Here is a 26,275-nt window from a genome sequence, read left to right as displayed (position 1 = left end):
TTCCCAGATCTCCCGGTCAGTGTTGGGGGCCGATGGCAACGGAATAAAGCAGGAAGGTGTTCGGCTGAGCGGGCGCAAGGAGGCCGGCATCGAGCGCGCGCGCCGCCAGGGCGTGCGCATCGGGCGGCCGATTCTGCGCGTCGATCTCGAGCGGGCGCTGGAGCTCAACGCGCACGGCCTCACGCTGCACGACGTTGCCAGGCGGCTTCGATACGCCGTAAGCGTCCGGCCATCGCCATGGGCACGGCCAATTCTGGTATCGTGCGCGCCCCTCGCCCGGTCCGGGCGGGGCGAAAGCCCAGGACGCGCCAATGACCCATCCGCTCCGCGACATCGTGCTCCCTGACAGCCGGCCAGTCTTCCAGAACAAAGAGCGTAAGCGTCCCGCGAGACTCGGCGCTTCGCCGCTTGTTGTGAGCTTGGTGGCATGCCTGCTGATGGCGGGGGTTGGGTGCGGAGAGAACGAGCCCGCTCCGGCTGCATCCGGGCAGGGTGGAGCTGGCGGAACCGGCGGCGACGCCGGCGCAGGTGGAACCGGCGGCCAGGGCGGTGCGGGTGGAGCCGGCGGCCAGGGCGGCACCGGCGGAGCCGGCGGCGGCCAGGGCGGCACCGGTGGAGCCGGCGAGGGCGGCGCTGGCGGAACCGGCGGCGATTCCGGCACCGGTGGAGCCGGCGGCCAGGGCGGCGCCGGTGGAACCGGCGGCGACGCCGGTGCCGGTGGTGCCGGCGGGGACGAGCTCGGAGAGCTGCGGAAAGCAGCCGCAGCAGCCGGCAAGCTCCTGGGCGCCGCGGTGGACGCGAGCGCGCTGCGGGACGAGCCGGTGTATCGGGAGATCCTCGCCCGCGAATTCGACTACGTCACCGCAGAGAACGCCATGAAGTGGGGTCCGCTCGCGCCGGCCGCCGACAGCTACGCCTGGGCGGACGCCGACGAGATCGTCGCGTTCGCCGAGGAGCACGAGCAGGCCATCAAGGGTCACACCTTCGTCTGGCACCAGCAGACCCCGTCCTGGCTCAACGAGGACATGAGCGCGGACGATCTAAGGGCCGCCTTGAAGAGCCACATCGAGACGACCCTGGACCGCTACCGGGGCCGGATCCGCGCCTGGGATGTCGTCAACGAAGCCGTGGATATCAACAGCGGCTCCAAGTACACCGAGAGCATCTTCTGGCGGAAGCTCGGGCCCAGCTACATCGAAGACGCGTTCCGCTGGGCGCGCGCCGCCGATCCCGACGTCCTGCTCTTCTACAATGAAGTGGGCATCGAGCGCATCGGGCCCAAATCGGACTTCACCTACGAGATGATACGGGCTCTCCTGGCGAACGGCGTGCCCATCGACGGCATCGGCTTCCAGTCGCACGTCTCGATTCATCGTTATCCGGCGGAGAGCAACCTCCGCGCGAACATCCGTCGCTTCGCGGACCTGGGCTTGAAGGTCAACATCAGCGAGCTCGACGCGCGCACCCTGCTGTTGCCCGGCACGCGCGACAGCCGCTGGGAAGCGCAGCGCGTGGCCTTTCAGCAGATCGTGGGCGCCTGCGTGGCCGAGCCCGCCTGCGAGGCGGTGACGTTCTGGGGCTTCACCGACAAGCACTCCTGGATCAACGACGACGGCAACCCCGACGACGCGCTCTTGTACGACCGAGAGTATGTGGCGAAGCCGGCCTACGAGGGCACGCTGGACGGGCTGCGCGGTCTGCGTTCCGTCGTGGGAGACAATGTCCTCAGGAACGGAGATTTCGCGAGCGGCGACGCAAGCTGGGCGGCGACGGGCGGAGCGCTCAGCGTGGGCGCCGCGAGCGATCGCGAAGGTGCTGCAGCCTGCGTGAGCGGACGGACCGAGACGAGCCACGGGCTCCGCCAGGAAGCCCTGGTGGAGCCGCTCGCCGCAGGGGGCCCGTTCACGTTCTCCAGCTGGATACGTGTGGGCGGCGCCAGCGGCCAGACCGTCAATGCCGCCCTGACGATCACCGAGGAAGGGCAAGCGCCGCGAGACCTCTCGCTCGCCACCATCGTGGCCGCCGACGGGCGCTGGATCGAGCTCGCGGGCAACTTCGGACTCGGCTTCAACGCGGCGCCCATCACCATCGAGCTCAAGCTCTACGGGCCTGCGGCGGACGTGGAGCTGTGCGCGGCCGACGTGAAGATCCAGCCCCTGTCCGCGCGCTGATCCAGGTGTCGGTGAATGAGGCGCGCCGCGCGATGTCGTCGGCGTCGCGGGGCAGCGAGCGCTCTCCAGGTGCGTGGCAATACCATCATCTTTGCCGCACGAATCGCCCGCTCCGACGCCGGCGTTCACCGCGGCGGGGGGCCGGCGGCGGGGGCGGCGTCGCGCCGGTAGCCGCCGACGGTCTGGCCCGTCCAGCGGCGGAAGGCGCGGACGAAGCTCGGCGTGTCGGCGTACCCGAGCAGGAAGGCCATCTCGCCGACGCCGAGCGTGCCCTCGGCGGCGTAGGCGCGGGCGACCTCGGCCCGCACCTCGTCGACCAGGCGCCGGAACGAGTAGCCGCGTGCGGTCAGCTCGCGCTGCAGCGTGCGCGGGCTCGACGACAGGAGCGACGCGACGCGCGGCAACAGCGCCTCGGAGTGGGTCAGGTTTTCACGGACGCTGCGGCGCACCCGGGTGAGAAAGTCGTCGGGGCGCTCCGCGCGCTCGTCGAGCATGCGCGTGGCGTGCTGGTCGAGCACCTCGAGCAGCGCGCCGTCGGCGGCCACCTGGGGCAAGGCCATGACGGCCTCGCTGACGACGATCGCGTTCTCGCCGCCGCCGAAGCAGAGCTCCGCGCCGAACCAGCGCTCTAGCTCGCCGACGTCGGGCGGGCGGGGGTGGGCGAGGCGCACGAGGCGGGGCACGACGTGCTGGCCGGTGAACTCGCGCGACTGGCGCAGGATCGCGGTCAGGATGAACTCGTTGCCGTGCCGGCCCTGCGCCAGGGGCTCGCCATCGATCCACTGGCGCACGGTGACCTCGCCCCCTCGGCGGTCGAGCCGGGCGCTCAAGAGCCCGTTGTTGACGAGCGGCAGGTACTTGACGAAGCGGGCCGCCGCCTCGCCCGCGGTGGGGGCCGACGAGGCGCTCAGCTCGAAGACGCCGAGGTAGCCGCGCGGCAGCGAGGTCGCGATGCGAAAGCCGAGAAAGGGCTCGCGCGCGGCCTCGGCGCAGGCGTCGATGAGGTCGCGGTAGGCGGCGAGCGGCATCACGCTCGCGCGGTCCTCGAGCGCCGAGGGCCCGAGGCCGAAGCGCGCGGCGAGCCCGACCGCGTCGGCGCCCGCCCGCTGCGCCCACCAGAGCGCCGGGCGCACGACGAACGAGCGATAGAGGGGCGAATCGGCGTACGGGGCGGGGCGAGCGGGGGGCCCGGGCGCACCTCGTTTCACGCCCGAATGATCGCGCCCGCCGGGCCCTGGCGTCAAATGACAACGCGGTGGCGGCTCATGCCACTGGAAGGCCGAACGGCTCCGGGCGCACGATAGGCCTACCCGTCGTTGCGCCTGCTGGGTCGGGCCCGAGCCGGCGCCCCGCACAGGCCGCGAAGGGGCCGTCGGGCGCGCCCCGGCCGCCGAGCGTGAAGAGCGCGGTCATGGCGCGAGGGCCGGCGCCGGGGCGCGTCGTGCACGACCGCCGAGCAGCGCCGACGTCAGGGCGGATCTTCGTGGTCTCGGGTTCTTATCGGAAGGAGGCTGAGGTGTATCGTCGAACCATCATTTTACCCCGGGCGCTCGTGCTCGCGCTCGCGCTCTTCGCGGCCGTGGTCGCGCCCAAGACGACCGCGGCGCAGAACGCGTCGGTGCCCAAGCCGTTCGGGCACTGGAGCTTCGACGCCTGCGAGGGAGGCCAGATCGTCGATCAGGGCGCGACACCCCACCACGCCCAGCTCCACGGCACCGCCTTCTGCGACGACGGGCGCTACAACGAGGGGGCCATCTTCGACGGCGCTCCCGACAGCCGGGTCGAGGTCTCGAACGCCTCGGCCTTCGCCGTGCCCACCTTCACGATCGCCGCCTGGGTGAAGCCCTCCGGGCCGGGCGCTGTCGTGAACCGCTGGTACGGGCCCGACGTGTGGGGCCTGTGGTTTCTCGGCAACAAGTTCATGTTCGCCGTGACGTTTCCAGGCGGGCAGTGGGGCAACGTGATTTCGGTCACCGCGCCGGCGATGGCGGGCCCGTGGGTGCACGTCACGGGGTCGTACAACGGCAGCCGCGTCGCGCTCTACATCAACGGCGAGCTCGCCGCGTCGAAGCCCGCCAGCGGCACGCCGCAAGCGTCGAGCCGGCCCATCGTCATCGGCAACCACCCGTCGTGGGACTCCTTCGAGGGCAAGGTCGACGAGGTGCTCTTCTATGACCGCGCCCTCAGCGCCAGCGAGGTCTCCGCCGTCGCCAGCTCGCCCCCGCCCCCACCCTGGGCGCTACCCGCGGTCTACGAGGCCGAGGCGCCGTCGAACGTCCTGGAGGGGGCCTACGTCGACGAATCCAGCTGCGCGTCGAGCTGCTCGGGCGGCGCCGTCGTCCGGGGCATCGGCGTGGGCTCGTCGCTGCGCTTCGAGAATGTCATGGCGCCGGCCGCCGGGCGCTACCTGCTCGAGGTCGACTGGCTCGGCGACGAGCGCGAAGCGCTGGTGAGCGTCAACGGCGGATCGCCGGCGTTCGTGCCCTTCACCGACGGCAGTTTCTACACGCCGACCACGCGGGTGCTGCGCGTCGACCTCGACGGTGGCGCGAACACCATCGTCTTCTCGAGCTGGGGCCGAACCGCGCCCGACATCGACCGCGTTCGCCTGACCGAGGGCGCGATCCATCATGTGACCCTCGATGACGTACCCTCGACGGGCTACGAGGTGTCCGGGGCCGCCGCAACCCACGAGCACGTCGCCTCCGAGCTCGCCTTCAGCGGCAAGTGGTTCTGGGGCTCTGTCGAGGGCGATGAGGCCGACGCGATGCGGAGCTGCGACGGCTCGGACGACACGCATGCCGGCGTCGCCGGCCTCTGCGAGTTCGGCCAGGGGCACATGCTGGGCGCCGACGTCTGTTGCCACGGCGGCGGGATCGGCGAATGCAACCCCAAGCGAACCGACGGCTATACCGGCGACCCCGAGCGCGACTACCTCGAGTGGCCCAAATGGGACACCACCGCCCACCCCCGCTACTGGCACGGCCACCTGCGCCGCGCCCTCGACGGCGGCCTCAAGCTCATCGTGGCTCAGGCGGTCGAGAACTACCCGTTCTGCTCGGTCGTGCAAGCCGGCGTGGGCACCAACCCCGAGCCCGACCGGGAGGACGGGTTCGGGTGCGACATGGCGGACTCGAACGAGAGCATCGTCCGGCAGATCGGGTTCTTGAGGCGGTTCGCCCAGAACCACGGTGACTTTCTCGAGATCGCCGAATCGGCGGCCGAGGCCCGCCGCATCATCCACGACGGCAAGATGGCGATGGTGATCGGCATCGAGGCCGATTACACGTGGTCCCCGTACGAAAACCCGATCGACCGCCTCGACTATTACCACGCCCTCGGGGCCCGTACGGCCTTCCTCGCGCACTCGCTCAACACGCGCATCGCCGGCACGGCCATCTACGAGCCCATATTTGCCGCGCAGCAGTCGTTCCTCAACTGCTTCTTGTACAACGTGCAGTGCCAGAACGACCCGGATGACCCCTTCGCGACCGACCCTGACCATCCCTATGCCGTCAACCAGACCAACCAGCTCGGGTGCTCGCCCGAGTACGCGACGAGCTACGGAGAGCTCTGCTCGCTCAAGCTCGCCGAGCGCTTGACCAACCCCGGCGCCTGGAACGGCTTCAAGTACCATCCGGGCGGCAGCGTCGTGGCCGGGGGCGACTCGACCATTCACGGCGCGCCCGTCGCGGTGGACAAGAACACGCTCGGGCTGACCTACGAGGGCGGGCTGATCGTCGAGCGCATGATGGATAAGGGCATGCTGCTCGAGATCGGGCACATCTCCGAGGCGGCGATCGACGACGTGTATGAGCTCTCGTCGGCGCGCTACGGCTACCCGCTCGTCGCGAGCCACGTCTACGCCCGGCGCGTCAGCGCCAGCGGCAGCGCCGGCTGGGAGGGCAAGCTGGGCGACAATGCCCTGCAGATGATCGCCGAGACCGAGGGCTTCGCAGGCCACTTCACGGGCGGCGACGTCGCGCTTGACTACCCGAACTCGGGCGTCGACAACACCTGCAATGGCTCGACGCGGTCGCTGGCCCAGAGCGTGGCGTACGCAGCGGACATGACGGGGATGCGCGTCGCGTGGGCCGGCGACTTTCAGGGCTTCGGGCGGGGTGTCGCCCCGCGGCTCGGCTACACCACCGATCGCAACGACTGGTGCGGGGGCGACACCATCGCTCAGTGCATAGAGACGCTGGGCGGCCGGGACGAGTGCGCTCAATGCAAGGAGGAAATCGGGTCGTTCGAGACATGCGCTCTGTCGGTCGACGCGAACCTGAGCCACTACAGCGAGCAAGACGAGAAAGACAAGGCGTACTTTCACACCCGCGGCTACGCCCACCACGGGCTCATCGCCCAGCTGCACCGTGATCTCGAGGAGGTCGGCCTGCGGCCGGAGTACCTGACCGCGCTGCGCGACCAGTCGGCCGAGACGTTCATCAGGACGTGGGAGAAGTCAGAGCACATCGCCGCGCTGCCGAGACCGCTGCGCTGACCCGAGGCGGAGGACGCTCAGCGGCTGCGCGCGCAAGACGGCAACCGACGGCAACCGACGGCAACCGACGGCAACCGACGGCAACCGACGGCAACCGACGGCAACCGACGGCAACCGACGGCAACCGGAGGCTCGCCGCTCGTCCGCCATCCTGGTCGCAACTCGCCGGCGACCCTCGCGCCCCCTCGCCATCCTTCGGGAAATGTTCTCTCCGTGACCGGAAGGACGCGCATCGTCGAGCACCATGGGGATAGACTCATTTCGAGTCTTCAGCACATGCCGAAGCACATGCCGAGCCCGGCATAGCGCACGCCCATGAGCACCCCCTCGACCCCTGCCTCCGACGAGGCCGTCCTCCGCGTCCGCAACCTCCACAAGTCCCACGCGCTCGGCGCGACCCCCATCGAGGTGCTCCGCGGCGTCGACCTCGACATCCACGCCGGCGAGATGTGCGCGATCATGGGCCCCTCCGGCGTCGGCAAGAGCACGCTGCTCTCGTGCGTCGCGGGCCTCGAGTCGCCCGATCGCGGCGAGATCCGCGTGCTCGGCGAGGACATGGCCGCCCTCGACGAGCACGGGCGGACCCTCCTGCGCCGCCGCCGCGTCGGCATCGTCTACCAGTTCTTCAACCTCGTCCCGACCCTCACCGGCTACGAGAACATCATCCTCCCCTACCTCATCGACGGCGCCGCGCCCGACCACGACGCCGCGTCGCGCATGCTCGATCGCGTCGGCATGCGCGCCCGCGCCGAGCACCTGCCGTCGCAGATGTCCGGCGGCGAGATGCAGCTCATCTCCATCGCCCGCGCCCTCGTCCGGCGCCCCGCGCTCGTGCTTGCCGACGAGCCGACCGGAAACGTCAACGTCGCGACAGGCCGCCGCATCATGGCGCTGCTCGCCGACGCCCTCCGCGACGCCGGCAGCGCCATGCTCCTCGTCACGCACAACGCCGAGGACGCCGCCCGCGCCCACCGCGTCGTCTTCATGCGCGACGGCCTGCTCCTGCACGACGCCGCCCTCGCGGGCCCCGCCGTCACCTCGGCCGCTGTCCACGATCGGCTGAAAGAGCTCGGCATCTGAATGCTCCTCCTCCTCCGCGCCCTCTTCCAGCCGCTCGTCCGGATCCTCGCCCTGCGCAACCTGCGCGCCGACCGCTTCGGCGCCATGGCCGCCGTGCTCGGCGTCGCCCTCGGCACGGCCACCGTCAACGTCGTCCTCATCCTCGACGTCGGGACGCGCGCCGTCGAGGCGAGGAGCGCCGTCACCAACCCCGACCTCCCCGTCTTCACCGATCAGACCATCACCCTGCGCGGCTTCCGCCCGGACGGGCAGCCCATCAACGCCGAGGACGCCCAGGAGGAGACCCACGAGGACTACGAGATCATGCGGTCCGCGATCCGCCTCGGCTCGCTCTCCGCGTTCCTCGTCGGCGCCCTCATCGTCTTCTTCACCTTCAACGTCGCCGTCGAGCGCCGCCGCCGCGAGATCGCCCTCCTGCGCAGCGCCGGCGCGCTGCCGCCGCAGGTCGCGGCGGTCTTCGTCCTCGAGGCCCTGCTGCTCGGCGTCGGCGGCGCCGCGCTCGGCCTGCTCGGGTCGATCCCGCTCGCGTACCTCGCCGCGAAGGCGGGCATCACGACGACGGGCCGCTCGCGCATCCCGCTCAACGCCATCGTCCTGCCCTGGAGCGCGATGCTGCTCGTCTGCGGCACAGGCGCCCTCACCGCGCTGCTCGGCGTCCTCCGCCCGGTGCGCGACGCGCTCCGCCTCGACATCGCGCGCGCCCTGCGCCCGCGCTTCGTCGAGGGCGGCGCCGAGCAGCGGCGGCGCATGCGCGGCGTCACGCTGCTCGCGCTGCCGTTCATGGTGCTCGTCTACGGCCTGCTGCGCCCGTTCTTCCAGGAGTCCGTCCCGCTGTTCGCCTTCTTCGTCCTCGAGGCGGGCCTCGCGTGCGCGGCGTTCCTCGCCGCCATCGTCTTCGTCCCTGACCTCGTCGCGCGCCTCGGCGCGCTCGCCGTCCGCCTCGCGCCGCGCCGCTGGGCCGCCGAGCGCCTGCTCTTGCGGCGCCGGGTCGAGCACAGCGGCCACGAGCTCGCCTGGAGCGTCGGCGGCGTGATGATGGTGTTCGCCCTCCTGCTCGCGCTGCACATCGCCACGACGGCGCTCAAGCAGGAGGTCTCGGCCTGGGCCGGCCGCGCCCTCGCGCCCTACGCGTTCCTCTACCCGGACGAGCCGCTCGGCCACGCCGAGCGCCTCCTGCCGCGATTGCCCGAGCGCCTCGTCGCTGCGCGCTTCTCGAGCCGCACCCCCTGGCCCAACGTCGCCTACGCCGTCCCCGCCGACGAGCTCCTCGCGCTCGCAGAGGCCACGGGCCGCGCCGAGTCGATCGCGCTCGCCCGCCGCTTCGGCCCGGGCAAGGCGCTCGTCTCCACGATGATGGCCCGCCGCTTCGGCGTCGGCCCCGGCGACCAGCTCGAGGTGGGCGGCCGCGCCGGCACGCGCCGCCTCGAGGTCGTCGGCATCACCGACGAGCTCGGCTACGTCCACGCGGCCGGCGCGTACCGCAACCTGCGCACGTACGCGGTCATCGACGCGTCCGACTTCCCGGTCATTTCCCCGTACGCGACCGCGATCGGCCACACGATCGCCCTCGCCGATCCCCAGACCGGCGCCGCGGCGGCGCGGGGCGGCTCGGCGACGCCGCCCTGGGCCGAGCTCCTCGCCGACGTGCCGCGCGCGCGCGACGTCCGGATGCTGACGGGGCCCGAGATCGAGGCGGTCCGCCGGAAGGCGACGGGGCGCGACTTCGTGATCTTCGACATGATCCTCGGCTTCACGACCGTGCTCGCGGCGATCGGCGTCGCGAACCAGATGGTCCTGGCGCTGCACGCGCGGCGCCGGGAGCTCGCGCTGCACCGCGTGCTCGGGATGACGGCGGGGCAGGTCCGCCGGATGGTCCTGATGGAAGGCGCGCTGGTGGGCGCGCTGGGCGGCGCGCTGGCCGTACTGCTCGGCATCCCGCTGGGCTCCGCGGCGCTCGGCGCGCTGCGCACGGTGTCGACCTTCGAGGTCGAGCTCAGCATCCCGCCGGAGTACGGCCTGTTCACGGCGCTCGGCGCGACCGTGGTGGCGCTCTTCGCGTCGCTCTATCCCGCGCGGAGCGCGGGGCGGAGCAACGCGGCGGAGTCGGTCCACTACGAGTAACCACGAGCAGAGGCGCGCCCGTCCTTCACGAAACTCGCCCGGCCGTCGCGGGCTCTTCTCCCCCGATCGCCCTCGGCGGGACGCCGCGAAGCGCTCGGACACGGCGCTTGCGCAGAGGCGTCCAGCATGACAAGCCACGTGGCATATCGTGAGCGCGACCACATCCCCGCGGGCATGTGCGACGGTGCCTCCGGCGCGTTCACCGCAACGGGCAACTCGCTCTCGAAAATAACTGTCACGGACAGCCACGCTAGCCGTTGACGGCGAGCCAGCGCGCCCAGCGTCCCTGGCGTTGACGTGCCCTCTCCGCGCCCGCCGGGACGGGCGGGCGCACCGCGCGTGGCGCGCCCGCTCATGAAAATCGCTCAGGCCGGACGCGGAGAGCCGGACATCGGTGTGCTCGCGTCGCGGCTACCCCGGAGGAGGTGAGTCTCTCCCTGGCACAGCGGTGCTCCGCTGGACTTCTGCGCTCGCTCCTTGCCCCTGACGGCGACTGACGGCGACTGACGGCGACTAACAGCGACGGATCGACCCTCGTCCGAGAGGAGGTATGTGTGTTATTGGACCAGCGGTTTGTGCAGATCTGGATCGGAGCGCTGCTCGCGCTCGCCTCCGCTCCAGCCGGAGCGACCCTGTCCCAGGACAGCCCCGACCGCGCCGAGACTGGCTGGGGATATCACCCTCCTGCGGTGGAGCGCGCCGTATCCTCTCAGGGTTTCTGCAGCCTTGATCTGCCCTACTCCGAGCCGCCCTTCCTGGCAGACGAGACGACCGGCCTGGCCTGCCCTGATTACGCCACGCAATCTCCGCTTTGCACGGGGCCGTTCTGCCCGCCGAGCGGCGTTTGCCCGGGGACGAGGACGCTGCACGAGGACCTGAATGCCTGCCAGGGGGCAGCCTGCTGCCTGCCAGGCTCCGTCGACCCGGACGGCGTGGTCAACGTCCTGCCCTACCTGGCGAGGCCGCCGGAATGGCCCTTCTCCGCCGACGCATCCGTCGATCACAGCGCGACGGTCGACGACAGCCCGAGCATCGCGACGGCCATCGAGTGCGCGGCGTCGCTGCCCACCAGCCGGCGCACCGTGGCTTTCCCTGCGGGGCGCTACGTGCTGCGCAGCCCCCTGCGGCCTCACTACGACGCGCTCACCCTGGAGGGACCGGAGCTGTCTCCTCAGACCCCCCCGGGTGATCCCCGGACCGCGACCCTCGTGGCGATCCCCTGCAATCCGGAGCAGTACCCCGGGGCCATCCAGGTCACCGGCGTCGTCAAGCGTGACGGGACCGCCGTCAGCGCGATCCGGGGGCTCTGGATCCGCAATCTGCAGATCGCGCTCACGGATGGGCCACGCAGGAGGGCGAACGGCGGCATCCAGCTGAACACCTGCTCGGACTGCAAGGTCGAGAACCTCATCATGCGGTACTCGCCGCTCGCGCCCCAGCTACCCTCCTGCAAGCCGAGCAACCTGGAGGGCATCGGCTTCACCTGGGGCTCCGGGGGCGTCATCCGGAACGTGCTCGTGGACGGCGTGTCCAAGAGCGGCGTCTACCTCTCCTCCATCGCCGGTTACCACGATACGCCGCCCATCCTCGTGGAGAACTGCGAGATCAGGAACATCAACGGCCCAGTCGGCGCCAGCGCGATCAAGATCGTCACCGCCAACGTGACCGTGCGGAACTGCAATGTCCACCACAACATGATCCATCCCGGCGACGGCTCCACCACGGTCAGCGGCGGGCATGGCCTGTGGATCTCCACCCAGGTCTCCCCTGGGCCAGGGATCCCGAGCCCGGTGCCGGCGAACGTCGTGGTCCAGGACAGCTACTTTCATCACAACGGCGGCGCCGGCGTCGTGCTCGCGAGCCCCATCGAGGAGGACCGCCCGACGGGCATCCTGATCAAGCGGGTCAAGTTCGCTTACAACGGGAGCCATGGCGTGCACGTCCAGGCAGGCGCCGACGTGGCGCTCCGGGACGTCTGGTCCTTCGGAAACGCGCTCTACGGCGTGCTCCTGAGCTCGCGGACGACGCTGCCCGCGACCTCGGTCCGCGTAGAGGGTGTGACCCTGGACGATCTGCTCGTCTTCGACAATGCCTTGCGCTTCACGTCGGGTTCCTATCCCGGTATCAAGATAGAGGCCAGCGACGTCACGATCCGCGGCGGTGCGGTGGCCCGCTGCGACCCCCGGCGCGGGAGGCAATCGCGCTCCATCGACCAGCAATGCTGGCTGTCGGGTCCGGCTGGCGCCCAGGTGCTCTCTCAGCCGGAAGAGAACGTCATCTCGGGCGTGCGGACCTATGGCCTGAGCGCGCCGGAGATGCTGGCGTGCCCCTATTGACGAGCGGCGGGGGCTCGCGCTGCGCCGGCTCATTTCCCCCGCCTGCGCCGCCGGGGGGCCGGCCGCCTCTTCGTCGTCGCCTCGGCGGCGAACGGCCTGTCGCCGAGGCGCAGCGCGCTCCGCTGCTCCGGGTCGAGCCGCTTGACCGCCGCCCGGAAGTCCTCCCGGGCCAGCCGTAGCCGGTTCTGCCCCGTGTTCTCGTTGATCTGGAGCTCCCGGGCGATGTCCACGACCGGGATGTCCAGCATGTCGTGCATCACCAGCATGACCCGCCGCTGCGGGTCGAGGCTGGCGAGCAGCGCGTCGATCACCTCGGCCCGCTCCATCGCCTCCAGCCGCTGCTCCAGGCGGGGCCGGCGGTCGACACCGGCAGAGATGACGGTGAGCCGCAGGCCGTCCGGGATCTCGCGGCGCCGATAGGCCCGGTCGCGGTAGTGGCTGACCTGCCGCCACGCGATCCCGTAGAGCCACCGGTAGAGCGAGTCCCACACCCGCCGCGGCTGCCCCTCCCCGATCCACGGGAGCACCTCGCTGAGCGGCAGCGGCTCGTGGTCCTCGTCCTCGAAGTCGTCCTCGAAGAAGTCGTCCTCGTCGCGCCGCCCCTGCAACGCGCGCAGCAGGCGGCTCGCGTCGAAGGTCTCCAGGTTGCGGTAAGCGGCGAGGAGGACGTCGTGCAGCACGTCCTCGCGATCGTTCGCCCCCACGCCAACCCCCCGGAGCAACCCGCGAAGGAAGGGAACGCCCACCTCGTGCACCACAGCGAAGCTGAGATGTTTGGCGCGGAGGTCATCATCTGATCGTGATTCCACATATTATTTTTACTGACCCTCTTTCCGGGTCGTTTTGGAACCCTCCCCCACGCGCAAAACCCCTTGTTTTGAAGTGTTTTTTGATGAGCTCACCAGCGACTGACGCCGTGTGTAACGCCGCGGCTCGTCGCGGTGGTGCGTGGTGCGCGCCAGCCCTCATGTCGGGTCCGGAGATCCGATGCTCCGGTGACCAGAAGCCGTGACCTGCTGGCCGGGTATCGTGCAATTTGTGCGTTTCTCCCGAGAAAACGCGGGCTGCGCCCTCCCGCGGCCCCCCCGCGCGCCGGCCTCGACCGCGGCCCCGCGGAGCTTCCCCGGCGCCGTCACGCCGTCACGCCATCGCCCCCCGCCTGGGGCCGCCCCCTTGCCGCCCGCTCTCCTGGCCCGTAGGGTGACGGCGCTGTGCCCCTCACCCAGCTCCGCCGAAGCGCCGGCGCCGCCCCCCGCGACCTGACCGCCTTCCTGCCGACGACCCGGGAAGAGATGCGCGCGCGGGGCTGGGACGCGCTCGACATCCTGCTCGTCAACGGCGACGCCTACGTCGACCACCCCGCGTTCGGCGCCGCGATCATCGGCCGCTTCCTCGAGGGGCGCGGCTTCCGGGTCGGCATCATCTCCCAGCCCCGCTACCAGGACACGAGCGACCTCCTGCGGATGGGCGTGCCCCGGCTCATGGTCGGGGTCACCGCCGGCAACCTGGACTCGATGCTGAACAAGCTCACCGCGCAGAAGAAGGTCCGCAGCGAGGACCAGTACTCGCCGGGCGGGCAGGTGGGCCTCCGCCCCAACCGGGCCTCGATCGTCTACGCGAACCTCTGCCGCCAGGCGTTCCCCGGCGTCCCCATCGTCCTCGGCGGCATCGAGGCGTCGCTCCGGCGCATCGCGCACTACGACTACTGGTCCGACCAGGTCCGCCGCTCGGTCCTGCTCGACGCCAAGGCCGACATGCTCATCTTCGGCATGGGCGAGAAGGCCGTCTGGGAGGTCGCCGATCGCCTCCGGCGCGGCGAGCCCGTCCGGTCGATCCGCGACGTCCGGGGCACCGCCGTCCCGCTGCGCAAGGGCGAGTGGGAGCACATCGAGGGCTCGCGCTACGTCGCCGACGGCAAGGCGGTGATCCTCCCGAGCTACGAGGAGGTGGCCGCGGACAAGGGCGCCTTCGCGGAGATGTCGCGCGCGTTCCAGTTCGAGACGAACCCCGGCAACGCCCGCCCGCTGCTCCAGGCGCACGGCGCCGAGGCGGTGTACTTCAACCCGCCCGCGTTCCCGCTGGAGACGGGCCAGATGGACGCGCTCTACGACCTGCCGTTCACGCGGGTGCCGCACTGGTCGTACGACGCGCCGATCCCCGCGTACGAGACGGTGAAGCACTCGGTCGTCACGATGCGCGGCTGCTTCGGCGGCTGCACGTTCTGCTCGATCACCGAGCACGAGGGGCGGGTGATCCAGTCGCGCTCGGCGGACAGCATCCTGCGCGAGGTGCGGGCGCTGCGGCGCATGGACGGCTTCCGCGGCGTGCTCAGCGACCTCGGCGGGCCGACCGCGAACATGTACCAGATGCGGTGCAAGGACGAGGCGATCGAGAACGCCTGCCGGCGGCTCTCGTGCGTCTTCCCGGAGGTCTGCGAGAACCTGAACACCGACCACGGCCCGCTGCTCAAGCTGATGAAGGCGGTGCGCGAGGAGCAGGGGATCAAGAAGGTCTTCATCGCCTCCGGCGTGCGCTACGACCTCGCGGAGCGGTCGCCCGAGTTCATCGAGGAGCTCGCCGCGCACCACACGGGGGGCCAGCTCTCGGTCGCCCCGGAGCACAACAAGAAGGACGTGCTCGACAAGATGAAGAAGCCGGGCATCGAGAGCTACGAGCGCTTCGCCGAGCAGTTCCGGTGCGCGAGCGAGGAGGCCGGCAAGAACCAGTTCCTCGTGCCCTACTTCATCTCGGGGCACCCCGGCTCGACGCTGCGGGACATGGTCGACCTCGCGATCTACCTGAAGAAGAGCGGGATGAGGCCGCGCCAGGTGCAGGATTTCATCCCGACGCCGATGTCGATGGCGGCCTGCATGTACCACACGGGGATCGACCCGCTCACGCGGGAGCCGGTGTACACGGCGAAGGACCTGCGCGAGAAGAAGCTCCAGAAGGCGCTGCTCCTCTACTGGGACCCGGCGCACCACGACGAGGCGCGGGAGGCCTTGATCAAGGCGGGCCGCGGGGATCTCATCGGCACGAAGCCGCACTGCCTCGTGCCGCCGGCGGCCGGGAAGGGGGCGCCGCCGCGCTACCTCGCCAAGGTCCGCGGGGAGCGCCGGGGAAAGCCAGCCGATGCGACACACCGCCGAAATCGATAGGGATCGCGCGTTCACCGCGAAGCTCGGCGATCGCGGGCTGTTCCCGCACCTCGCGCCGCTCGTCTACGTGAACCACGCGGGGATCTCGCCGCCGTCGCGGCCGGTGCGCCTCGCGATGATGGCGCTGCTCGACGACTACGCCGCGCAGGGGGCCGCCGCGTTCCCGGCGTGGTACGCGCAGCGGCTCCGCCTGCGGGAGAAGCTCGGCCGGCTCATCGGCGCTGCGGCTGACGACATCGCGCTGGTCCAGAGCACGACGCGCGGGCTCACGGACATCGCGCTGTGCTTCCCCTGGGGCCCGCGCGACCGGGTGATCCTCTTCGAGGGGGAGTTCCCGGCCAACGTGACCCCGTGGCAGCGCGCGGCCGCGATCTTCGGCTTGGAGGTCGTCTTCCTGCCGCTCGGCGGCTTCGCGGACGGCAGCGGCTCGGGCCTCGCCCAGCTGGAGGGCGAGCTCAAGCGCGGGGCGCGGCTCGTCGCGGTGAGCGCTGTGCAGTTCCAGACGGGGCTCAGGATGCCGCTCGCGGAGATCGGCGCGCTCTGCCGCGCGCACGGCGCCGAGCTCTGCGTGGACGCCGTGCAGGCGGTCGGCGCGACGCCGGTGGACGTGGAGGCGGCCAGCGTCGATTACCTCGCGTGCGGCGGCCACAAGTGGCTGATGGGGCTGGAGGGCACGGGCTTCCTCTACGTCCGCCGCGAGCGCCTCCCGTCGCTGCGGCCCGCGGTGGCGGGCTGGCTGAGCCACGAGGACGCCGTGAGCTTCCTGCTCCAGGGCCCGGGCAAGCTCCGGTACGACCGGCCGATCCGGCAGCGCGCCGACTTCGTCGAGGGCGGCAACCTCAACGCCGCGGGCTTCGCCGGGCTCGAGGCGGCGGTGGACCTGATCCTGCAGATCGGGGTCGAGCGGATCCACGAGCACGCGAACCGGTTCCTCGACCCGCTCGAGGAGGCGCTCCGGGAGCGGGGATGGGAGAGCCTCCGGCCGGGAGATCCGGCGCTGCGGGGTTGCTCGCTCGGGGTGAGGCCGCCGGGCGGCGCCTCGGTGGTCGAGCTGTACCGCGAGCTCACCCGCCTCGGGATCGCCTGTGCGATCCCGGACGGCGTGCTGCGCTTCTCGCCGCATTGGCCCAACGCGCTCGACGAGTGGGAGCAGGTGCTCTTGTCGGTCGACGAGGCGCTCGGGCGGATAACGACGGGGTGAGCCGGCGCCGCGCGTGGCGCGTCGCGCGATGCCATCGCGATGAAACCCGAGAAAGCCGCGCGCGGAGACGCAGCAGCGCATGGCTCTCTGCGGTTCCATTGCGATGAGCGCGGTCAAGACATCCTCGACATGCTCTCCTGTACTGACGGGCTGTGGCGGCAGGAGACGTCTTTCTCACACAGCACCGCCGCGACGCCGGGCAGCTAGCGAGACACCTCGCTCGCGACAGAGGGCGCGGCGGCGCAAGCGACCTCGTCTTCCAAGAACGAATTTGCGGTGACGAACCGGCGTTGCCCGGCGCTGCTCGCTGAGACCCTCACCCGCACCGTCCCGCTCAGGGATGTCATTATCCGTTCTGTCGACATGTCGCATTCCGTGATGCAGGTATCTGACATCCCCGCATTACAGCGGTTTCCGCCCACCCCTGCCACATGCAGAGCAGAGCGGCGGTCTCCCGCACAAGAGACGGGCCCAGATCGGCGTTTTCGGCGCTCAGCGCACTCCAGTGCGCTGAGCACCGAAAACGTCGAGGTGGGCCCGTATCCGAAGCGGGTGACCGTCGCTCTAAAGGACCCACCTTCACACCACGGCCTATCGAGGCGGCGCCCTCCCTCAACATCATCGATGCTCGCCCTCCTTGACACGCGCGAAACCGAAGAGGACGATGATAACGGCAAATAAGGACGGGACCGTCCTTCATGTGACCTAACCATCCGCGTGCGCTCGTGCGCTGGCGCGCTCCGCAAGGCGCTCGACGGCAGCGAGCCGCTGTGGACTGCCTTCCAATTCAAGTTCGGGTCATTGGCTCCGGCGCCGCACACGCCGCCGGTCCGTCAGGGTCTACCACCGACAGGGAGAGCCACATGCCGCGTCATAGAACATCCATTCATGCACTCTTGTTTTGCATCACCGCCGTCACGTCGTGCAGCGCAGAGGTTGATCCAGCGAGCACGGACAGCGCCGAGGAAACTCGGCCTCACGGACAGCAGGGGCCCGACGCCGCGTCCTTGGAGCACCGCGCGGCGTTCATCGCGACAGTTCAGAGACAGGCGCCCTCTGACTACAATGTAAGCCTCAACGCGTGGGGCGCGCGCGCTGGGGTGAGCGCTCTGAATCCGGCGCACGGCTTCCTCTCCGAGTTCACCTCGGCCGGCGTCGCCGTGACCCGGGAGAGCTCGGAGAAGGCGGGGCAACTCACGATGAAGCTCGCGCGTTATGGCTGCGAGGGGGAGCTCTTCCCCCTGGACGTCGCGGCCGAGCCGCGCGGGGCGAACAACCGCGTCGAGCTCAGGCATCGAGCCCCGTCCGCGGGCCTGAGCGTCACGGAGTGGTACCTGAACGGCCCCCTCGGGCTGGAGCAGGGCTTCTCCCTGGATTCGCCGCCGCCATGCCGCCGCGACGGCGAAGGCAAGGTGGAGCTAGAGATCGCGCTCGGGGGCGATCTCTCGCCGGAGCTATCGGAGGACGGCCAGTCGGTGGCGCTGGTGGACGAGTCCGGCGCGGCCGTGCTGCGGTATGCCGATCTCGTCGTTCAGGACGCGCGCGGGAGCGTGCTGCCGGCAGAGATCAAGCTGGGCGACGCGAGCCTCTCGATCGTGGTGGACGACGCCGGCGCGACCTACCCCCTCGAGGTCGACCCGCTCATCGCCACCGAGCAACACGTGCTCTATGCCAGCAATGCGGCGAGCAACGACGGCTTCGGGTGGTCCGTGGCCATCTCGGGGAACACCGCGGTGGTCGGCAGCCTGGACGCTGAAGCAGCTTACGTGTTCGTGCGCAACGGCGCGTCGTGGACCCAGGCGGCCCTGCTCACGCCCAGCGATGGTCTGCCGGGCGATCGCTTCGGCGCGTCTGTCGCCATCGACGGTGATACGATCGTCGTCGGAACCTTCTCGTATCCGGCGAATCACGGCGCTGCGTACGTGTTCGCACGCAGCGGCAACGTGTGGCAGGAGCAACAAAAGCTCGTCGCGCAGGACAACCCGCGCCGCGACAACTGGTTCGGATATGCCGTCGCCATATCGGGCAGCACGATCATGGTCGGGGCGCCCTACGATAGCACCCTGACGGACTATGGCCCCGGCGCTGCGTATATCTTCACCCGGAGCGGCGCCGCGTGGGCGCAGCAGGCCAAGCTCGTACCCAGCTCCGACACCTTCGACCAGGGCTCCACCGTTGCCCTGGACGGCGACACCGCGGCCATGGGTGGAGAATGCGATGATGGGGTTGACTTCAACTCGGGCTGGGATCGTCCGTGTCAGGTTCACGTATTTGCCCGTGCCGGCAACACCTGGTCCGAACAAGCCGTTCTTTATCCGCCGATCGGAGCGACACCGCACTACAGGTTCGGTGCCTCGCTCTCGTTGAGCGCGGAGACGCTGGCGGTAGGCACCACCGTCTACGATGAGCGCGGCCCCGACAGGACAGCCGCCGTGGTCTTCGCGCGCAGCGAGGGCGCGTGGACCCAGCAGGCCATGCTGTACCGCAACGACGTCGACACGCCAGACTATGGCGGCTGGGGTCGCAGCGCCAGCGTCGCCGTGTCCGGGGACAGGTTGATCCTCGGCGGAAGTCACGACGGCGGACAGGGACCGAGGATCTTTGCGAGAACCAGCGGCGTATGGGCGCCGCAGAGCAAGGTCGAGAGCTCGACATGGAACACGTGGGATGTTCGTGTAGCGCTCTCGGGAGACACGCTGATCGCCGGTACATGGGCCGATAGCGTTCGCGGCGAGAGCGCCGGCGCCGCTTACGTCTTCCAGGTGAAAGAGTATCTGCCGGCTCACCTCGTCGGGGCCCGCGCTTTCGTCGAACGTGCCGCCGACAAGCCGTTCGTGCTCGACGGCACCGACACCAACAGGTTCGGGACGCCGAGCAGCATCGATTGGGTGAGCTTCACCGGGACCACGCAGGGCGCAACGCTGTTCACCCTGTCCCTCTTGCATGAGGATCCCACGCTGACGACCTCGATCCTCCGCGGCTGGTGGGGCTCCACGAGCCCCACCTCCACCAGCCTGTACGGTCAGGTCGTGGCCGGGAACCACTTCAAGCGGATCTCGAAGATCGACGACATTCTGCCTGGCGATCTGCTGGTCATCAACTACACGGACGGCGGCTCAGGACACACGGCGATCGTCGACGCGGCCCCGACCGCCATCGCGCCGGCCGAGCCCGTCGTCTCTGGCACGACCCAGTACTCGCTCCGGGTCATCGACTCGACGAGCACCGCCCACGGGTGCACCACCGACCCGAGCACGGGAGACACGCGATGGGTGCCCGTCGATCCCACCAAGCCGTGCCGCGGCGGGAGCACGGACGGCGGCGCGGGCAGGGGCACCATGCGTATTTACGCCGTCTCCCCGGGCCGGGCGAACGCCGGGGACCTCACCGGGTACAGCTGGAGTCTCACCTCGGGCTCCGCGTACTTCCCGCAATCCGGCGCGCGGCCCCACGTGTTCGGTAGGCTCGTCCGCTGACCCGTCTCACCGCCCTCGCTCGTAATCGAGCGCTGCCTTCTCCACGACGTCCCAGTCCCGCGCCGCCCGCTCGGCCTCGGCCACGAGGTCCGCGGTGAACAGCGTGAGCCCCCAGATGCCGTTGTCGCGCCGCCGGAACGGGTACCGCGTGCCGCGCGCCGTCTCGACCGTGGCCCGCTCGCCCGTCACCTCCACCTTCCCGATGCCGGACAGGTCCCGCCGGAGGCGCGCAATGAAGCCCTGCTTCGTGGCCATGTCGACCCATACGTCCGCCCCGTCCTCGGCCATCGCGTGCGCGCGGTACTGCTCCAGCAGGCGCGCGCGCTCCGGCTCCGGGTAGCTCGCCTCGATCCGCTCGCTCGCCTTCCGCCGGTAGTCGCGGATGGTGTACGCCGCGTGCTGCGCTCGGTCCTCGAGGTACGAGAAGCACGCGCGCGGATCGCTGACGCCGATGTTGTACGCGATGCGGAGATAGGCGCCCTCGGGCGTCGTGTCCGGCGGGAACTGGTTGAGCTTGCGCCAGACGAGCACGAGGGCCAGCACGGCGACGGCGGCGGCGCCCCAGGCGATGGCACGGCGACGGGTCATGTCCGGCTCATCTCTCGCTCTCTCGAACCGCCCGGCACGCTAGTCGATGTGCCCGCCGAACTGCAGATAGAGGGACGCCACGCGCCCCCTGTCGAACGCGGGCCCGAGCGGCTCGTCCAGCGCGAGGAGCAGGCCGGCGCGCATGAAGAAGGTCTTCTGGCTGTCGTACACGAAATACGGCATCAGCGAGACCTGCCCCTGGTCGTCGTAGACGGACGACGGCACCCACACCGTCTGGAGCGACACGCCGCCGCCGAAGCCGGAGCGGCTCTGGAGCTCGGGCTCGACCTTCGCCTGGAACACCGCCTCGAGATCGTCGGAGTCGTCGATGAAGCCGCGCGCGACGCCGTCCCCCACCGGGATGAAGAACGTGAGATCCCCGCCCGCCCGGAGCACGAAGGACCTCCCGAAGCGGTACTCGATGCCGCCCAGGCCGCCGACTGGGAGCGCGTTCGCCGCCCAGAGGTGCAGATCGTAATAGGCCATCGCCGACGCGCTGAAGCCCCTGGCCACGTGCCAGTCGTAGCCGTCGATCGCGCCGAGCGGCAGCCCGGCGCGGCCGCCCGCGTACCAGGTGAGCTTGCGGCCCGCGTCCGAGTAGTAGAGCGTGAACGTCGGGTTGCCGAGCGCGGCGCGCGACTGGCGGTCCGGATCCTCGAAGTCGCCCGGGCCGTCGAACGAGAGCGCCAGCGGGAACTTCAGGTTGATGAACAGATCCGGCGTCGGCTCGAACTGCACGAACGGGACGGCGGCGAGCGAGGTGCCGAGATCACGGGCGCTCCACAGGTAGAGATCCACGCCAGCGTCCGAGCGGTGCACCGGCGGATGCCAGGCGTGCGCCTCGGAAGGGGCGGCGAGGAGCGGAGCAGCGGCGGAGACCGCCAGGGCGAATGCTTGAAGCCATCGGGGCGTGCTCATCTCGAGAACTGCCCTACCGAGATCCGCGCCGCGCCGTCAACCGCGTCGCGCCCCCCTTCCTGAGAAGCCGGAGCGCCCCTACGATGCGCCCCATGTCCCGCACGAGACCAGAGGCCCCGTTCCTCGACGCTCTCCGGCGTTCGATCCTCGTGTTCGACGGCGCGATGGGCTCGCTGCTCTACGAGCGCGGGGTGTTCGTCACCCAGAACTTCGAGCAGCTCAACGTCGCGCGCCCCGATCTCGTGAAGAAGATCCACGCCGAGTACGTCGCGGCGGGCGCGAACGTCATCGAGACGAACACCTTCGGCGCGAACAGGTTCCGGCTCGAGCGGTACGGGCTCGTCAACGAGGTGCGCAACTTCAACCTCGCGGGCGCGCGCCTCGCGCGCGAGATCGCGGGCGGCGACGCGTACGTCGCCGGCTCGATCGGCCCGACGGGGCTCGTGCCCGGCGTCGCCACGCGCGACGACCTCGCCGCCGCGTCCGCCACGTTCGCCGAGCAGGCTGGCGCGCTCGCCGAGGGCGGCGCAGACATCCTGATCCTTGAAACATTTCGCCATCTTGACGAGATCAAGCTCGCCATCGACGCGGCGCGGGCAGCGGCGCCGGGGCTCCCGGTCCTCGCGTCGATGACGTTCGACACGAGCGGCGTCGCGGCGGACGGCAGCGAGCCGGAGCGCGTCGCGCGGACGCTGCGGGACTGGGGGGTCGACCTGCTCGGCGTCAACTGCGGCGACGGCCCGCAGCTGTCGCTCGCGATGGCGGAGCGGATGGCGACCGCGGGGCTCCCGCTCTGCGTCCAGCCGAACGCGGGCCTGCCCCGCACGGTCGACGGTCGCCAGCTCTACATGGCGACGCCCGAGTACTTCGACGTCTTCGCCCGCCGCATGATCCAGGCCGGCGCGGCGATGATCGGCGGCTGCTGCGGGACCACGCCGGAGCACGTCCGGTGGATGGCCAAGTCGGCCCGCATGCTCGGGGGCGGCGCCGCGCCCGAGGTCGCCGCGCGCCCGCACATCACGATGGACGCGCCCACGGGGCTCGAGCCCACGCCGCTCGGCGAGCGGAGCCCCCTCGCGGCGAAGATCGCCGCGGGCAAGTTCGTGGTCTCCGTCGAGGTGAACCCGGCGCCGGGCCTGAACCCCGAGAGCGCGCTGAGCGCCGCGAAGATGCTCATCGACAGCGGCGTCGACGTCGTGAACGTCGCCGACGGCCCGCGCGCCACCGCGCGGATGACGAACCTCGCCTTCTGCTCGCTGCTGGTCCAGCGCTACGGCATCGAGCCGATCCTGCACGTTTGCGGCCGCGACCGGAACCTCATCGGCCAGATGGCGCACCTGCTCGGCGCCCACGCGATCGGCATCAAGAACCTCGTCATCATCACGGGCGATCCGCCGAAGGTCGGCGACTACCCGGAGGCGACCGCCGTCTACGACCTCGACTCCATCGGGCTGCTCCACATGGCGAGCACGATGAACCGCGGCCTCGACCCGGCCGGCAAGCCGATCCCGGGCGGCAAGACGTCGTTCCTGCTCGCCACGGGGCTCGAGCCCGGCGCCCAGGACCTCGACAAGGAGATCGCGCGTCTGGAACGGAAGCGCGCGGCGGGGGCCGACATCATCATGACCCAGCCGATCTTCCACCAGGATCTGCTCGAGAAGGTGCTGCGGCGCATCGGGCACCTGGGGATGCCGGTGCTCGTCGGCGTGCTGCCGCTGGTCAGCCACAAGAACGCCGAGTTCCTCCACAACGAGGTGCCCGGCATGCAGATCCCGGAGGAGATCCGCGAGCGCATGCGCAAGGTGCCGGCCGGCCCCGAGGCGCGCAAGGAGGGGGTGAAGATCGCCCGCGAGATGCTCTTCTCGGTGCGCGACCGGGTGCAGGGGGCCTACCTGATGCCGCCCCTCGGCAAGTACGAGCTGGCGCTCGAGGTGCTCGACGGCCTCAAGACGGGCTGATCTGCCCGGCGGCCCGCCCCCGCGCACGAGTTCTTGCTTGCAGCGCCGGGCGCCGCGCGGGGAAACTCCGCGGAGATGTCCATAGAGTACCGGCTCCACTCGCGCTGCGCCTGCGGCTCCGTGCTGTCGTCGTCCGAGTTCGCGGCCGCGTCCCGCCCCTTCACGCTGGCCGGGACGAGGCGCGTCTACGAGCGCTCGCGCCCCTTCACGATCCGGCACATCGCCCTCGATCTCGCCCTCGACGTCGAGACGCGCTCGATCCGCGGCACGGCGCGGCTCGACGCGGTCCGCGTCGACCCCGGCGCGCGCGAGATCGCGCTCGACGCCATCGGCTTCGATCTCGAGGCGGTCGAGATCAGCGCCGGGGCCGGGCGCGCCGCGAAGCCCAAGCGAGGCGCGGGCAAGGCGGCGAGCGGCGCGTTCCACCCGGCCGAGCACACGTACGACGGCGAGACGATCCGCGTCGCCGTGCCGCTCGACGAGGCCGAGGCGTCGATCCTGATCCGGTACCGGGCGACGCCGCGGAGGGGGATCTATTTCCTCCAGCCGGACGAGCACGTCCCCGACCGCCCGCGCCAGGTCTGGACGCAGTGTCAGGACGAGGACGCGCGCCACATCTTCCCGTGCATCGACAAGCCCCATATCAAGCAGACGACCGAGCTCCGCGCGCAGGTGCCGCCGGGCTGGTACTGCCTGTCGAACGGCGAGCTCGAGAGCGACGCGCGATCGCAGAAGGAGGGCGCTTATCACTACCGGCTGGACGAGCCTCACCCGAGCTACCTGTTCACGCTCGTGGCGGGCGAGTTCGCCCGCATCGACGACGCGGCGCTCGACATCCCGCTCGCGTACTTCGTGCCGAAGGGGCGCGAGGAGGACGGCCGCCGCACGTTCGCGCGCACGCCGGACATGATCCGCCACTTCAGCGAGAAGCTCGGCGTCAAATATCCCTTCCGCCGCTACGCGCAGGTGGTGGTGAGCGACTTCATCTTCGGAGGGATGGAGAACACGACCGCCACCACGATGTACGAGCACATCCTGCTCGACGAGCGGGCGGCGCTCGACATCTCGTCGGACGATCTCATCGCCCACGAGCTCGCGCACCAGTGGTTCGGCGATCTCGTGACCTGCCGCGACTGGTCGCACGGCTGGCTCAACGAGGGATTCGCGACGTTCATGGAGCACGTCTATCGGGAGCACCACCTCGGCTCCGACGAGTACAATCACAGCCTGAAGGCCGATCTCGACTCGTACCTTGGCGAGGCGCGCGGGCGTTACCGGCGGCCCATCGTCTGTCAGGACTACGACGCGCCGCTCGACGTCTTCGATCGACACCTCTACGAGAAGGGCGGGCTCGTCCTCCACCTGCTCCGCCGGGAGCTCGGAGACGAGCTCTTCTGGCGCGGGGTGAGCACCTACCTGACGCGCCACGCGCGCGGGGTCGTGGAGACACGGGATCTTGCCCGCGCGCTCGAGGACGTGAGCGGCAAATCGCTGGAGCGCTTCTTCGAGCAGTGGGTCTTCCGCGCCGGGCACCCCGAGCTCGACGTGAAGATCGAGATCGAGGGCGACCAGTGCACCGTGACGGTGAAGCAGGCGCAGGCGTCCGGGCAGCCCAGCCGGGAGCACGCGCTCCAGCCGGACGCCTCGACGCCGCCCGTCTTCGCGTTCGACCTGGTGCTCGATTTCGGCTTCACGGAGGGCAAGGGCTCGATCACGCGGCGCGAGGTGCGGCGCGTGGATCAGGCGGCGCACACCTTCGTCATCCCGCTCCCGCGGCGGCCTCGCTTCGTGGTGGTGGATCCGGACCTCAGGATCCTGGGCGAGGTCAGGGTCGACGCGCCCGGCGATCTCCTGCGGGCGCAGCTGGCCCACGCGCCCACGGCGCGCGGCCGCATGCTCGCCGCGAAGCCGCTCTCGCGGCGCGACGACCCTCCGACGGCGCGGGCGCTCGGGCAGTCGCTCTCGGACGCAAACGAGTTCTGGGGGGTGCGCGCCGCCGCCGCGGCCGCGCTCGGCGCGCTCCAGTCGAGCGCGGCGTTCGCGCTGCTCGAGGGCAGCGCGGGCGTGGAGCACCCGAAGGTGCGCCGGGCGGTCGCGAGCGCGCTCGGCAGCTTCCGGTCGGCCAAGGCGGCGGAGGTCCTCGGCAAGCTCGCCCTGCGCGACGCGAGCTACCTGGTGCAGGCCGAGGCGGCGCGCGCGCTCGGGGCCACGCGGCAGAGCTCGGGGTTCGAGACGCTGGTCGATCTCCTGGATCGCCCCTCGTGGGGCGAGGTCATCCGCTGCGGCGTGATCGACGGGCTGGCCAACCTGCGGGACGAGCGCGCTGTGCCGCACCTGACGGCCCGCACGCGCTACGGCGTCCCGACGCGGGGGCGGCGGGCGGCGATCATGGCGTTGCCGAAGCTCTCCAGCGATCGGCGGACGCGCGAGCTCCTCGAGGAGCTCCTCGATCAGCCGGATCCGTACCTCCGGGTCGACGTCGCGCGCGCGCTGGGCGATCTCGGCGACGGCCGGTCGCGGGGCGCGCTCCAGCGGCAGCTCGACCGCGATCTCGACGGCCGGGTGCGGCGTCGGATCCGCGAGGTCCTGCGCGATCTCGGCGGAGCGGGCAAGCGCGAGCTGGATCGGCTGCGGGACGAGCTCGAGGCGCTGCGGCGCGATAACGCGGAGATCAGGGCGCGGCTCGGCAAGCTCGAGGCAGCGAGCACCAAGGCCAAGAAGGCGGCCGACGCCAAGTGAGCGAGCCTCTTTGCCGCGCCGCCGCGGT

Annotated in this window: 15 protein-coding genes; 10 read left to right on the top strand and 5 right to left on the bottom strand. The window is 70.6% G+C overall.

What is annotated here, in order from left to right; all coding sequences use genetic code 11:
- Positions 1-16: 16 nt before the first annotated feature.
- Positions 17-175 (bottom strand): hypothetical protein, encoded by a 159-nt coding sequence (locus WME79_RS47045; RefSeq protein ID WP_437528954.1) that lies wholly within the window; start codon positions 173-175, stop codon positions 17-19.
- Between the two features lie 247 nt (positions 176-422).
- On the opposite strand from WME79_RS47045, the gene WME79_RS47040 reads away from it, so the two are divergent.
- A complete protein-coding gene (locus WME79_RS47040) occupies positions 423-2,171 on the top strand; it encodes an endo-1,4-beta-xylanase (protein ID WP_437528952.1) in 1,749 nt (582 codons plus the stop codon).
- 125 nt (positions 2,172-2,296) lie between these two features.
- Here the strand turns inward: WME79_RS47040 and WME79_RS47035 are convergent, their stop codons facing one another.
- Positions 2,297-3,379 carry an AraC family transcriptional regulator gene (locus WME79_RS47035; protein WP_437528949.1) on the bottom strand — a complete coding sequence of 361 codons (1,083 nt, stop codon included), beginning with the start codon at positions 3,377-3,379 and terminating at the stop codon, positions 2,297-2,299.
- 308 nt (positions 3,380-3,687) lie between these two features.
- Here WME79_RS47035 and WME79_RS47030 point away from each other — a divergent pair, with 308 nt between their 5' ends.
- The 4 genes from WME79_RS47030 to WME79_RS47015 all read left to right on the top strand — a co-directional run bounded on the left by WME79_RS47030 (position 3,688) and on the right by WME79_RS47015 (position 12,209).
- Complete coding sequence (locus WME79_RS47030; RefSeq protein ID WP_437528946.1) at positions 3,688-6,672, top strand: LamG-like jellyroll fold domain-containing protein; 2,985 nt, start codon at positions 3,688-3,690, stop codon at positions 6,670-6,672.
- Positions 6,673-6,987: 315 nt separating this feature from the next.
- Entirely contained in the window at positions 6,988-7,752 is a 765-nt protein-coding gene (locus tag WME79_RS47025; RefSeq protein ID WP_437528943.1) for an ABC transporter ATP-binding protein, read from the top strand.
- Complete coding sequence (locus tag WME79_RS47020; protein WP_437528940.1) at positions 7,753-9,873, top strand: FtsX-like permease family protein; 2,121 nt, start codon at positions 7,753-7,755, stop codon at positions 9,871-9,873.
- A gap of 554 nt (positions 9,874-10,427) precedes the next feature.
- Positions 10,428-12,209, top strand: a complete 1,782-nt coding sequence (locus tag WME79_RS47015) for a right-handed parallel beta-helix repeat-containing protein (protein ID WP_437528937.1) — start codon at positions 10,428-10,430, stop codon at positions 12,207-12,209.
- Between the two features lie 29 nt (positions 12,210-12,238).
- On the opposite strand, the gene WME79_RS47010 is transcribed toward WME79_RS47015, so the two are convergent.
- Positions 12,239-13,018 carry an RNA polymerase sigma factor gene (locus tag WME79_RS47010; RefSeq protein ID WP_437528934.1) on the bottom strand — a complete coding sequence of 260 codons (780 nt, stop codon included), beginning with the start codon at positions 13,016-13,018 and terminating at the stop codon, positions 12,239-12,241.
- A gap of 402 nt (positions 13,019-13,420) precedes the next feature.
- Between WME79_RS47010 and WME79_RS47005 the strand changes: the two genes are divergently transcribed.
- The 3 genes from WME79_RS47005 (at position 13,421) to WME79_RS46995 (ending at position 20,044) form a co-directional block, all read left to right on the top strand.
- Positions 13,421-15,367, top strand: coding sequence for a YgiQ family radical SAM protein (locus WME79_RS47005; protein ID WP_437528931.1), 1,947 nt, complete (start codon positions 13,421-13,423; stop codon positions 15,365-15,367).
- Complete coding sequence (locus WME79_RS47000) at positions 15,342-16,568, top strand: aminotransferase class V-fold PLP-dependent enzyme (protein WP_437528928.1); 1,227 nt, start codon at positions 15,342-15,344, stop codon at positions 16,566-16,568. Before WME79_RS47005 ends, WME79_RS47000 begins: the two co-directional genes overlap by 26 nt.
- Positions 16,569-17,668: 1,100 nt before the next feature.
- Entirely contained in the window at positions 17,669-20,044 is a 2,376-nt protein-coding gene (locus WME79_RS46995; protein WP_437528925.1) for a hypothetical protein, read from the top strand.
- A 6-nt stretch (positions 20,045-20,050) separates the two neighbouring features.
- On the opposite strand, the gene WME79_RS46990 is transcribed toward WME79_RS46995, so the two are convergent.
- The gene (locus tag WME79_RS46990) at positions 20,051-20,632 is read right to left on the bottom strand and encodes a hypothetical protein (RefSeq protein ID WP_437528923.1); all 582 of its coding nucleotides are present in this window, start codon (positions 20,630-20,632) and stop codon (positions 20,051-20,053) included.
- A gap of 39 nt (positions 20,633-20,671) precedes the next feature.
- Positions 20,672-21,550, bottom strand: coding sequence for a hypothetical protein (locus WME79_RS46985; protein WP_437528920.1), 879 nt, complete (start codon positions 21,548-21,550; stop codon positions 20,672-20,674).
- A 92-nt stretch (positions 21,551-21,642) separates the two neighbouring features.
- Here WME79_RS46985 and WME79_RS46980 point away from each other — a divergent pair, with 92 nt between their 5' ends.
- Together WME79_RS46980 and WME79_RS46975 are read left to right on the top strand one after the other, a co-directional pair.
- The gene (locus tag WME79_RS46980; protein WP_437528917.1) at positions 21,643-23,508 is read left to right on the top strand and encodes a bifunctional homocysteine S-methyltransferase/methylenetetrahydrofolate reductase; all 1,866 of its coding nucleotides are present in this window, start codon (positions 21,643-21,645) and stop codon (positions 23,506-23,508) included.
- A 75-nt stretch (positions 23,509-23,583) separates the two neighbouring features.
- Positions 23,584-26,247 (top strand): M1 family aminopeptidase, encoded by a 2,664-nt coding sequence (locus tag WME79_RS46975; protein WP_437528914.1) that lies wholly within the window; start codon positions 23,584-23,586, stop codon positions 26,245-26,247.
- Positions 26,248-26,275: the final 28 nt, after the last annotated feature.

It is taken from the genome of Sorangium sp. So ce726 (assembly GCF_051521405.1).
Classification (GTDB): domain Bacteria; phylum Myxococcota_A; class Polyangia; order Polyangiales; family Polyangiaceae; genus Sorangium.
This window is presented reverse-complemented; position numbering and strand designations above follow the sequence as displayed.